This is a genomic window from Paenibacillus rhizoryzae, from assembly GCF_059686995.1.
In genome coordinates, this window is sequence record NZ_JCAALT010000005.1 from 237,101 (window position 1) to 251,045 (window position 13,945).

Below are 13,945 nucleotides of genomic sequence, written 5' to 3' on the forward strand. Positions count from 1 at the left end.
CCACCTCAAAAGTCGCCTTGCACACTTTTGAGACAGCCCTTCTTGTGCGGGATGCCTGAAGCAACCGAGCTGCAGCTGAGGCAAGCCTACAGCTGGTAGCCCACGGCTTTCTTCCAGCCTCCGTACACTTCGCCCCGCCACGCTTCATCCAGCTCCGGCTCGAAGGTACGATCGAGCGCCCATAATCCGCGCAGCTCGTCAACACCGCTCCAGAACCCAACGCCGAGACCGGCCAAATACGCAGCGCCAAGCGAAGTCGTTTCAAGCAGCACCGGCCGAATCACAGATACGCCGAGCAGATCGGCTTGGAACTGCATGAGCAGGCCGTTCGCGACCGCTCCGCCGTCCACTCGCAGCTCGCGCAGCGGCAGCCCGGACTCCTCGGTCATCGTGTTCAGCACGTCCGCCGTCTGATACGCGATCGACTCCAGCGCCGCGCGCACCAGATGAGCCGAAGTTGCGCCGCGGGTAAGGCCCGTAATCATGCCGCGCGCATCCGCGTTCCAATACGGCGTGCCTAGCCCGGTAAACGCCGGCACGAAGTAGACGCCAAGCGTATCCGCTACCGAAGCGGCCAGCGCTTCGCTGTCTGATGCATGCGCAATCAGACCAAGCCCGTCGCGCAGCCACTGCATCACGGACCCCGCCGTGAACACGCTGCCTTCGAGCGCGTAGGTAGTCCGGCCATCGATCTGCCACGCGATCGTCGTGAGCAGTCCTTTGGCCGATGCTACCGGCGCGTCGCCGGTGTTCTTGAGCAGGAAGCAGCCCGTCCCGTACGTATTCTTCGCCATACCGGTATCGAAGCAGCCCTGCCCAAACAGCGCCGCCTGCTGGTCGCCCGCCACGCCCGCGATCGGAATCCCCGCCGCTTGCGAGCCTGCCGCACCTCTTCCAGCGGCATCGCCAAGCAAACGCGTATACCCGAATATGCCGCTGGATGGCTTCACCTCGGGCAGCATTGCAGCGGGAATGCCGAGCTTCGCCAAGATGTCGGCATCCCATTCCAGCGTATGAATGTTATACAGCATCGTACGCGACGCGTTGGAAACATCCGTAGCATGCACGGCGCCCTCCGTCAGCTTCCAGATCAGCCAGCTGTCTATCGTTCCCGCCAGCGCGCGTCCCTGCTCCCCTTGCTCGCGAAGTCCCGGCACTGCATCGAGCAGCCACTTCAGCTTCGTGCCGGAGAAATACGGATCGAGCAGCAAGCCGGTTCGCGCGCGCACCTCGTCCTCCCAGCCATCGGCCTTCAGCGCTTCGCACAGCGCGCTCGTCCGGCGGCATTGCCACACAATTGCGGGATGAAGCGGCTCGCCGGTTTGCGCGTCCCAGACCACGAGCGTTTCACGCTGATTCGTAATCCCGATCGCGTGAATCTGCTCCACAGCAACGCCGGCTGCCGCATCGCGCATCACTTGCAGCTGCTTCTGCCAAATCTCATTCGCATCCTGTTCCACCCAACCAGCCTGGGGGAATACGGAGGCAAACTCATGCTGCGCCGAACCCGCAGCACGGCCTTGCTCATCGAACAGGATCGCCCGGCAGGAGGTCGTCCCCTCGTCCAAAGCTAATATATAGCGCTCCATTATCTTCGCTCCCCGTTACAAGCCTTAACCTTCAACCTATTCCTGTACCATTTCGGGAAATTCCGTCACTGCTTTAAGCTCCGCCTGTACGCGGGCCAATTCTGCCTTACTCTGCGCATCATTCCAGCCGAAACGCTGTCCCATCAAACGAAGGACAGGCTGTACCAGCGTTTCCGCCCGTTTACGGTCAAATAAAATCAGGCTCGTTCGCCGCAGCAAGAAATCGACCGCGCTGCAGGCCATTTCTTCCTCAATCGCGTAATCGAGCTCGGCCCGCAAGGTCTGCTCCCAACCAGAAGCAGCAGATGCAGCTCCAAGCGCGGAAGCAGCCTGACCCTGACTCGCAGTTGCACCTGAACCCGCGCCACCAGTGCCAACCGATACAGTAATACGTCCAGACACTGCTTTTGCAGATGGACCTTTTGCCGTTGAACCGGCTCCTACTCCAGCGCCGGCTGCTCCGGATCCCGGCAATCCCGCAGTCGCCACCCCGCCGGCGGCACCCGCAGCAACGCCGGAATCACCGCTGTCCGCTTCCCTAAGCGCGGCATAACGCGCCAATAAATGCGAGGTATTGCTGCCATACCTCGCAATCCAGATCTTCAAATCCGCCTGCGGCACACCCAGCTTCAAGCCCTGGGTCAGCAGTTCCTTTTGCAGCTCGCCGAACGAATGATACCCGCCATAATCGCCGCCGGAGAGCATTTCGTCTCCGGTCGTGCAGCGGCCAAACTTGCGGCCGGTGCCGCGCTTAATCTCATCTGCGACGAGATCCACGACCTTCTCGGCCATTTTGCGGAAGCCTGTCAGCTTGCCGCCTGCGATCGTAATAAGCCCTTTCTCCGAAATGAACATTTCATCCTTCCGGGAAATTTCCGAGGGGCTCTTTCCATCTTCGTGAATGAGCGGCCGAACTCCTGCCCAGCATGACTCCACATCCGCTTGCGTAAGCTTCGCTGTAGGGAAAGCGGCATTCGCCGCATGCAGCAAATAATCGCGGTCCGCGCGCGTGGTGACAACTGAACCGGGATCGCCGTGATAGAACGTATCCGTCGTCCCGATATAGGTTTTGCCGTCCCGCGGGATGATGAAGATCATCCGCCCATCCGGTACATCGATATAAACCGCCTGCTGTACCGGCAGTCGCTCACCATCCACAACCAAATGAACGCCTTTTGTAAGCAGGAGCCTTTTGCCCGTCACTTCGCCGTCCAGCTTGCGCACATGGTCAACCCAAGGTCCTGCCGCATTCACGATCTTCCGCGCATAGACATCATAACGTTTGCCGCTGCGTACGTCCGCAATCCGAGCGCCGCACACTACGCCGTCCCGATACAGCATCTCTTCGACTTTGGCATAATTCACAATCTCCGCGCCATGCCGATGCGCCGTCTTCATCACCTCAAGCGTCAGCCGCGCATCGTCGGTCCGATACTCATAATAGTAGCCCGAACCCCGCAAGCCATCCCGCTTCAGCAGCGGCTCCAGGGCTTCCGTTTGCTCGCGCCGATACATTTTACGCCGCTCCGCACGTTTGACGCCTGCAAGCCTGTCATAAATATATAACCCAATGGCCGATGCCAGATATCCGTAGGTACCGCCCTTGTAGACCGGCATCAGCATCGGCGTCGGCGTCACGACATGAGGCGCATGCTTGTGCAGCAGCGCCCGTTCGCGACCAACCTCGGCTACCAATTTGACCTCGCCTTGCTTCAAATATCTCAGACCGCCATGCACCAGCTTGGTCGAGCGGCTGCTCGTACCTTGCGCAAAATCGCCCATTTCCACAAGACCTGTCCGAAGACCGCGCCGCGACGCATCCCATGCAATGCCGGCCCCCGTTATGCCGCCCCCGATGATGAGCACATCGAGCAGCTCCGATGACATTCGCTCTAGACGCGCTGCCCGGTGCTCCACCGAGAAAGATTCGCCCATGCCGTTCATTCCTCCTTTAGCAAAAGAAGCATTTTCCCCAAACCTTTGGCCTTTTATTTACAGTATAAGCGTATAAGGAATTTCATTCCAACTGACCTGTTCAAAGCGCCCCCAACATGCTACACTCTAGGAAAATAACGCTGCATGCAACTGGCGAAATCAGTGGAATGAACCACGAGGGAGCATGCGGATCGAAATTTACCGTTCGCCTGGGGAGAAGTATTTGCGGCTGGCTATGTCTGAGGACTAGCCTGCTTGCGAATGCTTTTTTTCGTTTCTGATCGTGCTTTCTATTATTGCAGGTGAAGGAGAAGATCGCTTATGGCCATTGTACTGAAAGCGAAGGAAGCAGCGGAGCTTGTGTATTCGGAAATAACGGCCCGCGTAGAGGAATGGAAAGAGAATGGAAAGCAGCCGTCTCTGGCGACACTACTAGTTGAGGGCGATCCTGCCTCCGCCTACTATGCCCGTTCCAAGCAAAAGATTGCCGAGAAGCTAGGCATCTCGTTCCAGCTCCATGCTTTCGCGAATGATGTCTCGGAAGAGGAATTGAAGCGCATCATCACCGCGCTTAATGAGGATGAAGACGTTCATGGCATCATGCTTGAGCTGCCATTACCCGCGCATCTATCGGCTCCTGCAATTGAAGCTTGCATAGCCCCTGCCAAAGATATCGACGGCGTCACTCCCTCCAATAAACTGGCGGTATACACCGGCAATGACACAGGGCTGTACCCTGCAACGCCGCAAGCCTGCATCGGGTTACTCAAGCATTACGGCTACAAATTAGAAGGACGTAACGTGACTTTAGTAGGCAGAGGACATACAGTCGGACTTCCGCTGTTTCATCTCCTTCAGCGCGAGCACGCTACCGTGACCGTATGCCATTCCAGGACGCCTGAACTGTCCGCTCATCTGGAACATGCGGAAATCGCCATCGTAGCGGTTGGCAAACCGAATACGATTACGAAGGAACTGGTACATTCCGGCTTAACCGTCATCGACGCGGGCATTAACGAGCTTGCAGATGGCTCGATCACCGGAGATGCCGCTTCGGATCTAGTCGATGTGGCAGCGGCTGTCTCGCCGGTTCCGGGGGGAGTCGGTACGTTAACGACCGCGGTCTTATTTCGCAATCTGATGAAAGCGATCGATATCCAAATGTCGCAAGGAGATGTGAGGCCACGATGACAACTGTTACGTGGGATGATTCTATTCGTCGTTTCTTAGAGAAGGCAGCTAGTGCCGACCCGACACCGGGCGGCGGAAGTGCCGCCGCTCTTGCCGCAGCGCTCGGCACGGCCATGACCGCGATGGCGGCCCATCTCTCGCAAGGGGAGAAGTACGCCGATGCTCAGCTTCAAGTTAACGCTGCATTGAACGAGATGCAGCGCCTTTCCACCGCATGCGAATCATTGCTCGCCGATGACATTTCGGCTTTTGACGGTTATATGCATGCACTGAAGCTGCCCAAACAGAATGAGTCTGAGAAGGCTGTTCGCCAAGAGGCACTGCATAATGCGACCATTGCCTCCATTGAAGCTCCGCTTCGGCTAATGGAGGTATGCAGAGCGGCGCTGCATTCGACGCTGAGCATCGCTTCCTGCACGAACGCGCATGTCATCTCTGACCTCGGTATCGGCGCTTTGCTCCTAGGAGCTGCTGCGCAATCTGCGCTCTTAACGGTGGAGATCAATCTAGCCGCTCTGAAGGATGAGGGAATTAAAGCTCATTATGCGACGAAGCGCACCGCTCTCATCGCTGAAATCGAACAACTCAAAAACCGGACATTAGCTGTCGTTCGCGACAGAATCTAATGTCCGGTTCCTTATCCCTTTATAGCTTCACGCCGCTCTCTGCACCCTTACGCTGAAGCGAACTCCTTCCGCCGTATTGGCGATGCTGTATTCCGCGCCGTGAGCATCAAGCACTTTACTTACGATATAGAGACCAAGTCCGCTGCCGCCGGTTGAGCGGCTGCGCGACTGCTCCGCCCGGTAGAACGGCTCGAACAATCGAGGCAGCTTCGATTCCTCCACCTGCACGCCGGTGTTCAGCACTTCCAGCCTATACCACGAACGATGATTGCGCTGCTCATTGGCGGCAGGCTCTTCCTCCGATAACCGAATAACAACCCGCTCTGCATCCCCGGAATATTGAACGGCATTCGTAATGATGTTCGCTACCGCCTTCGACATGAGCCGTTCATCGGCCGTGATCATCGCTTCCTCTGGAAGCTCGACCTCCAGTTTCATATGTTTGACATCTGCTAAATAGCTCATATTGTTCATCGATTCCCGCACCAATTCCGTCAGATCCACCTTGCGCATCAGCGGTCGGAAATCCCGGCTCTCCAGCTTCGACAGCTCCAAGATTTCATGCACAAGCTTATCCATATCCTGCATGATCGTATACGATTGGCGCAAATATCTGTCCCGGTCGCGATAAGAGCCTACATTGGCGATCATCGCTTCCAACTGACCGCTGACCGCCGTAATCGGTGTCTTGAGCTCATGGGAAATCGTCGCCACGAACTCCCGCCGCTTCGCTTCCTGCTCACGTTCCTGCTCGATATCGCTCTTAAGCTGCGCATTCGCATCCTGCAGCTCACCCATCGTCAGCTGTAAATTGACCGCCAATTTGCTGAGACTAAACGACAGCTCGCCAAGCTCGTCCTTCGTGTTCAGCGCAGGCTTCGTTACGGAGAAATCCAGCTTGGCTAGCCGTCTTGCCACTTGATTAAGCGATAGAAGCGGGCGCGCGATTAATCGCGAATAGATGAGCGCACCGCAGACCGCTATCAATAGAATCGGGATCAGCATATAAGGCAAGAACAACAAGATGACTTCCGCTGCTTCCCCGATCGGCTGCAGCGGAGCGTCTACATAAAGCGTGTACGTATCATTGCTCTCGGCGAACCGAATGGATTTCTCTACGCTAAGAATATGCACCGGACCCTTGCCGTCATTGCCGCCGATAGGCCCTTTAAAGTCTCGGCTATCCGTCACCCGGCCTGCTTCAATCTGCTTACGCATATTCAGGTAGTTGGCATTCCTGGACAGCCAGCTGTTCATCCCGCGAAAATTCGGAGGGATATAATAGCCCTGCCCATCCTTATCGCGAATCATGATCGCTGCATTATGGCTCTGTCCAAATTCAGCCATCAATGGAATTGCCGTTTCGGCACTTTTCCCATCGATCGTCTTAACCAGCTCGCTGACTCCATTCTCAAGCCGGGATTGCTTGATGTTCTTGTAATAACCCGGCAGCATGAAGTAGAGGGTCAAATAGATGAGCAAAGCCGATACGACAAGCAGCGCCGCCGTAACCATGAAGATCTTAAACCGTATTCCCTTGCGCCGGATCATCCTTCCACCAACGCCAGCTCAGATTCCAGCGAGTAGCCGACCCCTTTTACCGTACGAATGACGGAGATCCCCAGCTTCTTGCGGATATTCTTAATATGAGCATCCACGATACGGGAATCGCCGTAGTAGTCGTAGCCCCATACTTTGTCCAGCAGCATGTCACGTGTCATAATCCGTCCGGCGTTATGTACGAGCGTATGCAGGATATCGAATTCCTTCGTCGTCGTATCAATGAGCTTGCCATCAACGTAGATTTTGTAAGCATCGGCATCCAGACGCAGCCTGCCATCGAACAGCTGCTCTCCGGACAGCCCGCTGCGCGTACGCCGAAGAACCGCTTCTACCCGCTTCATCAACACGTGAAAAGAGAACGGCTTCGTCACGTAATCATCCGCTTCCTCCTCGAACGCGCGCAGCTGATCCTTCTCCTCGCTCAATGCCGTCAATACGATAACCGGCGTATCGGAACGCTCGCGTATGCGGCGGCATATCTCGTAGCCGTGCATGGAAGGCAGCATCAAATCTAATATAACGAGGTCATACGACGATTGCTGAAATTTCTCCCAGCCTTCCAATCCGTCGCCCGCTACATCCACCTCATATTGTTGTGCCCTTAGAAACTCAGCAATGAGCTCTTGTATATAATAATCGTCCTCGATCACCAATATTGCGGCAGGCATCGTCCATCCCCCATCCCACTCAGCATGTTATCTCCAGCATAACCGACGAAGATGAAAACAGTATGAATCGTTTGTGAAAAAATACTGAAAAACTCGCTCCTCCCGATCGGCGCGCAAACAAAAAACCACCAGTAACCTACTGATGGTTTAGTTAAGCGCATATATAATTGATGGCCTTCATTAATGCTCCGAGTGCTGTCGTGCCAGCTTCTCCTGCGCCATGCGCACAAGCTCTTTGACCATCGCGCCGCCGATCTGCCCGCCGATTTGACCTGCTGACTCCGTCGACAATTCGCCGTTGTATCCATGCTCCAGCGGAATGCCGAGCGACTTGGCTACTTCATATTTGACATCATCCGGCCTGCTCGGATTTACGACATATCCTTCCCGGCGCATCACTTCCGCTTTAAATGCACTCATTTGCGCATCAGCGCCCGGTACGAGATGTTTTCTTCGACTTCTTCTTGCCATTCTTCTGCCGCCTCCTTAGGGGTGAGTCGTATAACTTACCGTTCCCTAAGGTTCCTGCCTCTATTCAAACCAACCCTTGAGCTTAAACCATGCAAACATGCCGATGCCGAGCAGCACCATAAACGCAAGCACCATATAATAACCCGCATGCCATCCGAGCTCCGGCATATTGGAGAAATTCATGCCATAAATGCCGGCAATAAAAGTCAGCGGCATGAAGATTACCGTAATGACCGTCAATGTTTTCATAATGGCGTTCATCCGATTGGCGTTGAGCGACATATAGTGGTCCCGGAGATCCGAGGTCATATCGCGATTCGAATCGACCATCTCCGACAGCTTCAGCAGATGATCGTAGATATCGGTGAAGAACATATGATAATGCTTTAAAGCCTCGATCTTCTGGCTATTCAGGATACGATACAGCAGGTCCCGCATAGGAACAATTGTTTTGCGCAGCCGCAGCAGCTTGTTTCGAATTTTGAACACATGGCTGAGGTCCGTCCGGAATCCATCGGATTCGTCCGTTTCAAATTCAAGCAGCTGATCCTCGATTGCCTGCAGTGCCGGAAAATATTGATCCACCAGCTCATCGATCACCATATAGGCGGCATGCAGATTGCCATGCGCTTCCGTATGCGGTTTACGGATGATTTTCTCCCAAGCACGGTCGACCTCATGGAGCGGCAATTGATGGTAGGTTACCAAGAAATTCGGACCGATGAACAGATCCACTTCTGACGCCTCCAGCGTCTGCTCGTGAATCGCGTGAAGCACGAAGAAATGGACATCCTCGTAATGGTCCATTTTGGGACGCTGCAAGTAAAGCAAGCAATCCTCGATCGCCAGCGGGTGAAAATGAAAATAATCATCCAGCAGCTTCGCTTCTTCTCCTGTCGGTTCGCAGAAATCGACCCAGTACCATTTTAGATGAGCGATGGTGTTCAAGTCTTTCAGCTTGTTCAACCGCTTAATATGGTGATCATTCGTAACGGCAAGAATTCGAATCATGGTTCATGAGGCTCCGTCCGTATTTTTGTCCTAATTGTAGCATTAACGATACTTAAACTTGAAGCTCACAACGCCGCTGTTATCCATCGTGTAGGAATAGGATGCGATAATTTCGCTATAATTCTTCAGCAGTGCTTCCCAGCCGCCTGTCCCTTGTTCATCCTTATACGTACGTTTAATGGTAATGGAAGCTGCGCGCGCCTCGATTGCCGTGCTAATTCTCGCTTCGAACTCCGCTTGATTGTTCACGGTGAGACCGTTCATCGCATAATAGTTGAACGTATTTGCCGTAGCTTCCGGAAGCGTGTCCTTCCATGCATGATCTTCGCGAAGCGTGGCATCTGTCACATTAAAATACCCATAGCTCAATCTCCCCGCCACATCCGGTACCGGATCGTCCCACGTCACATCGAGATTGTAATACGCCCCGTCAATCTTCACTTTGTTCCATGCATGGCTGCCGCCGTTCGCTGTACCGATGACGATATGGGATTCAATGCCCGCCATACTAAGCAGCAGATCAGCCGTACCGGCATAACCCTGGCATACGGCGACGCCATTCATCAGCACCCCATACACAGAGTACGACTCCGCCGGGACGGTATCGTTCACGTAATTCTCATAATCATAAGCGGTATGCTGCAAAATATAGTCATGAATCGCGAGCTCGCGTTCATATTCGGTCATTCCCGGACGGATGATCTCCGCCAGCACCGCCCTTGCCCGTGCGTCGATTACCGCCATCTGCTCGTTCCGAATGGCAACGGGAAGCGATTGTTTGGCCGCCTCCAGCAGATCTTCCTCATCATTGACAAAATAAGTACCAAACCGCGAGAAAATCCGGTACACCAGCACGATTGCCTGCTCCCGCGTCGTCGTCACGCGCGGCTGAAACCGCAGCTGATTGCCGCTCACATTGCCTTTCATGATGCCGTTGCCGGCCAGCATGCCGATCGCATCGCGCGACCATTGGGCGAGCTGCTTGTCATCTGCGAATTTCGGCGGCGTTTCTTTCCCCTCTTGGAGCTTCGTTAGGAAGCCGGCTTTGTCCAGCGTGTTATAGAGCATAAGCGCGAGCTGCTCGCGCGTCACATTTGCTTTAGGCGAGAAGGTGTTTGGGCTTGTTCCCTTAATGATGCCCAGCTCGTAGGCTTGTCCGATGCGAGAGTTGGTCGTATCCCGAAACGGATTCTGCTTAGGATTCGCCGGTTTTGTGTCGGTCAGCACTTCATAGAGCTGAACGGCCATTTCGCAAAACTCCTGCCGCGTCAGTGCCAATCGATAGCTATTCGTTAATCCATATGGGATGAGTCCGCTCGTAATCGCGTCTTGGATTTCTTGCTTGGCCCACTCGCTCGGTGACCCGGTGACTGCTGCTGCTGCGCGGCCAGGATCAAACCCAAGCTGGCTTACTCCAATACTTATGACAATGATGAGTGTAAACCAATAGATTCTCATACTACTCTATTAATCCTCCTGCGAATATAAATCTATGGATCCAAAATCTAAAGAAGCTAGACTCTAATTTTAACATAAATATGGTTGCTTCTTACAATTAGTGCACTCTTAAAGTTTTCTTAAATATGTTCATTCAGCCTCTTTTTGGCTATTGGTGTGATAAAGTAAAAGATAACTTATCCTATTATCCTAAATTATTCATAGAAAGGACGCATGCGGTTGGGATACATACGATTGTTTCTATTACTCGCATTACCCCTTCTGCTGCAGACTTCACCTGCGACTGCTGCGCAAGAAGGACCTCCCTTACAGGTAAAATCGATTCAATTTGCGATTGCCGATCGTACTATTCATGCATCGCTAACCGGCTCCGAGCACTTCGACATCGCTTGGCACGTAGTAGGCGGAGATTCGCCAAGCAGTTTATACGCCGCTGCTGACAGCACATTCTACTACAAACAGGCGGGAAGCAGAGTCGGTATTCTTCCGTCAGGCGAAACAGCCAATCAGGCAAAGGCACAAGAGGTTCACATTTCGATCCCTTCCGGCATCCAGGCTACTGGCAGCATGATTTCATCAGCCAATACGCCGCACCCGTGGACTTATAGCCCTCCCGAAGGGAGAAGCTTCCTTCCCGGTTCCCTCCAGACGGATCTAGCCAGCCATTTGTACATACAAGACGATCTGGGCGGATGGTACTCTTTGAACAATGGTACGGGAAGAATACGATATCTGTTGCAGCTGGAGCCAGCCGATCTCGATGCAGACGGAACTTCAATGATTTGTAAGGCTGCTCCGTCCGGAGACGCGGTGTGCACATCACCATCGTTTGGAATGATCGGTATCCGTGAGCGATCCACGGCTCCACGTATCTTCATTAATGGCTTGGAGCAATTCTATGCGCAGAAGCCGTTGGTTCAGAACGGAACAACGCTAGTGCCGCTGCGCGGCATATTCGAGCAGCTCGGCGCAGCTGTGAAATGGAATGCAGCAGATCAATCCATTAAGGCAAGCAAATCAGGTAAGATCATTAAAATTGTCATGGGCAGCAACCAAGCAACAGTTGGCGGTGTCCGCCTTACTCTAACTAAAGCGCCAATCCTAGTGAGCGGAACAACCTTCGTGCCGCTCCGTTTCATCAGTGAAGCCCTAGGCGCTATCGTCATCTGGGAAAGCCCGACAGCAGTCATTCAGATCGTAACCTAAGCGAACTTTTTCAACGAATCTATTATAGCGGAGGCCATCACTTGACTTTTCGACCCGTAATTCTCATAGTCACATTAATCGGCGTGCTAGCAGTCTCTTTCTTCTCTTGGAAACTCCTATTCGCCTCTTCTGAACCGCCACGTGTATCCTTCATTCCTGTGGAAACAGCAGGCCAGGTACTGGATAACCCCTATATGGGTTTTGTAGCGGATGCGCGATATGACGATGCGACTCAACCCTTCCGCCTCGCACATGTCAACATAAGTTGGGCAGATCTGGAACCAACGAAAGGCAATTATGCTTTTGAAGCGGTTGAACAGAAGTATAATTTCACCCTTTGGAAGCAGCGAAACGTGAAGCTTGTTATTCGTGTTGTCCTGGATTATCCGAGTGAAGAAGCTCATATGGATATTCCGCAATGGCTGTACGAGGAGATCGGTAAGAAAGGGACGAACTATGACATCAGTTATGGAAAAGGTTTTAGTCCGGATTACAACCATCCTCAATTGATCCAATATCACAAACAGCTCATTCAGAAGCTCGCTGAACGTTACAATAATGATCCTATGATTGCCTTTGTTGAGCTTGGCAGTATCGGGCACTGGGGAGAATGGCATACGTATGACGGCAATGAAACGAAGAAGCATATTCCTTTTCCCAAACGAGTAATTGCTGATCAATATGTCCAGCCTTACATTGACTTCTTCACGAAGAAGCCGCTAATGATGCGCCGCCCGCATGCCATTGCTAAGGAACATGAAATGGGGTTGTTCAATGATGCGTTCGGCAAGCGTACAGATACCATTAGTGGATTCTTGGACTGGTATACCAATGGCTATACCAATTGGTTGACGCAAGAAGAGGAGCCTGCTATGCCTAACTTCTGGACTAAGGCGCCTAGCGGCGGTGAGTTCTCAAGCAGCAGTACTTTGCTGTCGGATGCTAATATTGAAGAAGCCATACGCGAAGCCGAACTTACACATATATCCTGGATGGGTCCCTATGCCCCGACTAAAGAACCCTTGGATGGCCCAATGCAAAACAACATTGACCGATTTCTAACCACAATCGGTTATCGTTTCGTCATTACGGAGGAGTCGCATGAAGAAGAACTAAACGCCGGAGCATCGCTGCATGTGCAGCTTAAGATCAACAATCGAGGCGTTGCTCCCTTCTACTTCTATTGGACGCTTGAACTCGGACTGATCGATGAGTCTGGCACTATGCAAACTACGATTTCAACACATGTCGATATTCGCTCATGGCTGCCCGGTAATAATGAAGCCTTCGCTGAATTGCCAATTCCCTCCGACCTGCCGCATGGAAACTATCGTGTTACCGCTGCGATATTAGATCCGGAGACAGGGCTTCCCGGTGTTCAATTAGCCAATGCCGGCAAGCGGGACGATGGTCGATATATGCTCGGAACCGTGCTTGTAAAGCATGAAGATTAATCTTGAAATACGCCTGAATCAAAACGACCGCGATCAGCTGTTTCTTCTGCTGAGCGCGGTCGTTTTGATTAGGAATTACTGTGCATAGTCGCCCGAATAGTTGATGAGCGAAGCATCCTGCACGCCTTCAATTTTGCTAATTTCATTGACGAAGGCACTATTGTCGTCACGAAGTTGAATTTCAATCGTCAGCTCCGTAAACTCTTTTCTTACCGTCTTGGATTTTAGTTTATAATTCAATTTCCGCAAACATTCCCTAACTTCATTAGACGCGGATTCGTTGTGTCGAACAATAAATAGATAAGGCTGTTCTCTGATTTTTTTCCTGGACAGCCATAACAACACAAGACCAATAAGGACCGAGCCTAGCAACGCGATCGGATATAGCTTAGCACCTGAAGCGATTCCTGCAGCGATAGCCCAGAACATGTAGACGATATCCAGTGGATCCTTAACCGCCGTTCGAAACCGCACAATGCTGAGCGCGCCGACCATCCCGAGAGATAGTACGATGTTCGTGCTGATCGTCATAATAATTAATGCCGTAATCATCGTCATGAGTACGAATGAAACATTGTAATTATAGCTGTATACGACCCCGCGGAACGATTTTCTGTAGACCCAATAAATGAACATGCCCGAAATAAAAGCAGATAACATGCCAATCGCTACGTCAATATAAGAGACGTTACGGAAAGCTTCGAGATTCAGTACGCTTTTCTTCACAATCTCGCTAAAATTCAAGTTCTCTCCCACCGGGTTCCCTCCTTCAT

At 52.7% G+C, this 13,945-nt stretch carries 12 protein-coding genes and 1 riboswitch; of the genes, 4 read left to right on the forward strand and 8 right to left on the reverse strand.

Annotation, left to right across the window (positions count from 1 at the left end; genetic code table 11):
- Window positions 1-86: 86 nt before the first annotated feature.
- Window positions 87-1,589, reverse strand: coding sequence for a glycerol kinase GlpK (gene glpK / locus AC6ESO_RS16635; protein ID WP_497092321.1), 1,503 nt, complete (start codon window positions 1,587-1,589; stop codon window positions 87-89).
- 36 nt (window positions 1,590-1,625) lie between these two features.
- Entirely contained in the window at window positions 1,626-3,524 is a 1,899-nt protein-coding gene (locus AC6ESO_RS16640; RefSeq protein WP_497092322.1) for a glycerol-3-phosphate dehydrogenase/oxidase, read from the reverse strand.
- A 136-nt stretch (window positions 3,525-3,660) separates the two neighbouring features.
- Window positions 3,661-3,746, forward strand: a riboswitch (ZMP/ZTP riboswitch).
- A gap of 99 nt (window positions 3,747-3,845) precedes the next feature.
- On the opposite strand from AC6ESO_RS16640, the gene AC6ESO_RS16645 reads away from it, so the two are divergent.
- Together AC6ESO_RS16645 and AC6ESO_RS16650 are read left to right on the forward strand one after the other, a co-directional pair.
- Window positions 3,846-4,715, forward strand: coding sequence for a bifunctional 5,10-methylenetetrahydrofolate dehydrogenase/5,10-methenyltetrahydrofolate cyclohydrolase (locus tag AC6ESO_RS16645; RefSeq protein WP_497092323.1), 870 nt, complete (start codon window positions 3,846-3,848; stop codon window positions 4,713-4,715).
- Window positions 4,712-5,341 carry a cyclodeaminase/cyclohydrolase family protein gene (locus tag AC6ESO_RS16650; protein ID WP_497092324.1) on the forward strand — a complete coding sequence of 210 codons (630 nt, stop codon included), beginning with the start codon at window positions 4,712-4,714 and terminating at the stop codon, window positions 5,339-5,341. Before AC6ESO_RS16645 ends, AC6ESO_RS16650 begins: the two co-directional genes overlap by 4 nt.
- A gap of 27 nt (window positions 5,342-5,368) precedes the next feature.
- Here AC6ESO_RS16650 and AC6ESO_RS16655 read toward each other — a convergent pair whose 3' ends face one another.
- The 5 genes from AC6ESO_RS16655 to AC6ESO_RS16675 form a co-directional block, all read right to left on the reverse strand.
- On the reverse strand, window positions 5,369-6,892 hold the full coding sequence (locus AC6ESO_RS16655; RefSeq protein ID WP_497092325.1) for a sensor histidine kinase: 1,524 nt from the start codon (window positions 6,890-6,892) through the stop codon (window positions 5,369-5,371).
- The gene (locus tag AC6ESO_RS16660) at window positions 6,889-7,572 is read right to left on the reverse strand and encodes a response regulator (RefSeq protein ID WP_494821255.1); all 684 of its coding nucleotides are present in this window, start codon (window positions 7,570-7,572) and stop codon (window positions 6,889-6,891) included. The genes AC6ESO_RS16655 and AC6ESO_RS16660 overlap by 4 nt, the downstream gene beginning before the upstream one ends.
- A gap of 180 nt (window positions 7,573-7,752) precedes the next feature.
- A complete protein-coding gene (locus AC6ESO_RS16665) occupies window positions 7,753-8,043 on the reverse strand; it encodes a small, acid-soluble spore protein, alpha/beta type (RefSeq protein WP_497092326.1) in 291 nt (96 codons plus the stop codon).
- A 60-nt stretch (window positions 8,044-8,103) separates the two neighbouring features.
- Complete coding sequence (corA, locus tag AC6ESO_RS16670; RefSeq protein WP_497092327.1) at window positions 8,104-9,054, reverse strand: magnesium/cobalt transporter CorA; 951 nt, start codon at window positions 9,052-9,054, stop codon at window positions 8,104-8,106.
- A 42-nt stretch (window positions 9,055-9,096) separates the two neighbouring features.
- Window positions 9,097-10,512, reverse strand: coding sequence for an S-layer homology domain-containing protein (locus AC6ESO_RS16675; RefSeq protein ID WP_497092328.1), 1,416 nt, complete (start codon window positions 10,510-10,512; stop codon window positions 9,097-9,099).
- A 219-nt stretch (window positions 10,513-10,731) separates the two neighbouring features.
- Here AC6ESO_RS16675 and AC6ESO_RS16680 point away from each other — a divergent pair, with 219 nt between their 5' ends.
- The gene (locus AC6ESO_RS16680) at window positions 10,732-11,718 is read left to right on the forward strand and encodes a copper amine oxidase N-terminal domain-containing protein (protein WP_497092329.1); all 987 of its coding nucleotides are present in this window, start codon (window positions 10,732-10,734) and stop codon (window positions 11,716-11,718) included.
- Between the two features lie 41 nt (window positions 11,719-11,759).
- A complete protein-coding gene (locus AC6ESO_RS16685; protein ID WP_497092330.1) occupies window positions 11,760-13,172 on the forward strand; it encodes a DUF4832 domain-containing protein in 1,413 nt (470 codons plus the stop codon).
- A 75-nt stretch (window positions 13,173-13,247) separates the two neighbouring features.
- On the opposite strand, the gene AC6ESO_RS16690 is transcribed toward AC6ESO_RS16685, so the two are convergent.
- Complete coding sequence (locus tag AC6ESO_RS16690) at window positions 13,248-13,928, reverse strand: DUF4956 domain-containing protein (protein WP_497092331.1); 681 nt, start codon at window positions 13,926-13,928, stop codon at window positions 13,248-13,250.
- Window positions 13,929-13,945: the final 17 nt, after the last annotated feature.

Excerpts from the sequence above, each read along its gene's own strand:
- glpK (WP_497092321.1), bottom strand. The coding sequence starts at position 1,589 with ATGGAGCGCTATATATTAGCTTTGGACGAGGGGACGACCTCCTGCCGG.
- AC6ESO_RS16640 (WP_497092322.1), bottom strand. The coding sequence starts at position 3,524 with ATGGGCGAATCTTTCTCGGTGGAGCACCGGGCAGCGCGTCTAGAGCGA.
- AC6ESO_RS16645 (WP_497092323.1), top strand. The coding sequence starts at position 3,846 with ATGGCCATTGTACTGAAAGCGAAGGAAGCAGCGGAGCTTGTGTATTCG.
- AC6ESO_RS16650 (WP_497092324.1), top strand. The coding sequence starts at position 4,712 with ATGACAACTGTTACGTGGGATGATTCTATTCGTCGTTTCTTAGAGAAG.
- AC6ESO_RS16655 (WP_497092325.1), bottom strand. The coding sequence starts at position 6,892 with ATGATCCGGCGCAAGGGAATACGGTTTAAGATCTTCATGGTTACGGCG.
- AC6ESO_RS16660 (WP_494821255.1), bottom strand. The coding sequence starts at position 7,572 with ATGCCTGCCGCAATATTGGTGATCGAGGACGATTATTATATACAAGAG.
- AC6ESO_RS16665 (WP_497092326.1), bottom strand. The coding sequence starts at position 8,043 with ATGGCAAGAAGAAGTCGAAGAAAACATCTCGTACCGGGCGCTGATGCG.
- corA (WP_497092327.1), bottom strand. The coding sequence starts at position 9,054 with ATGATTCGAATTCTTGCCGTTACGAATGATCACCATATTAAGCGGTTG.
- AC6ESO_RS16675 (WP_497092328.1), bottom strand. The coding sequence starts at position 10,512 with ATGAGAATCTATTGGTTTACACTCATCATTGTCATAAGTATTGGAGTA.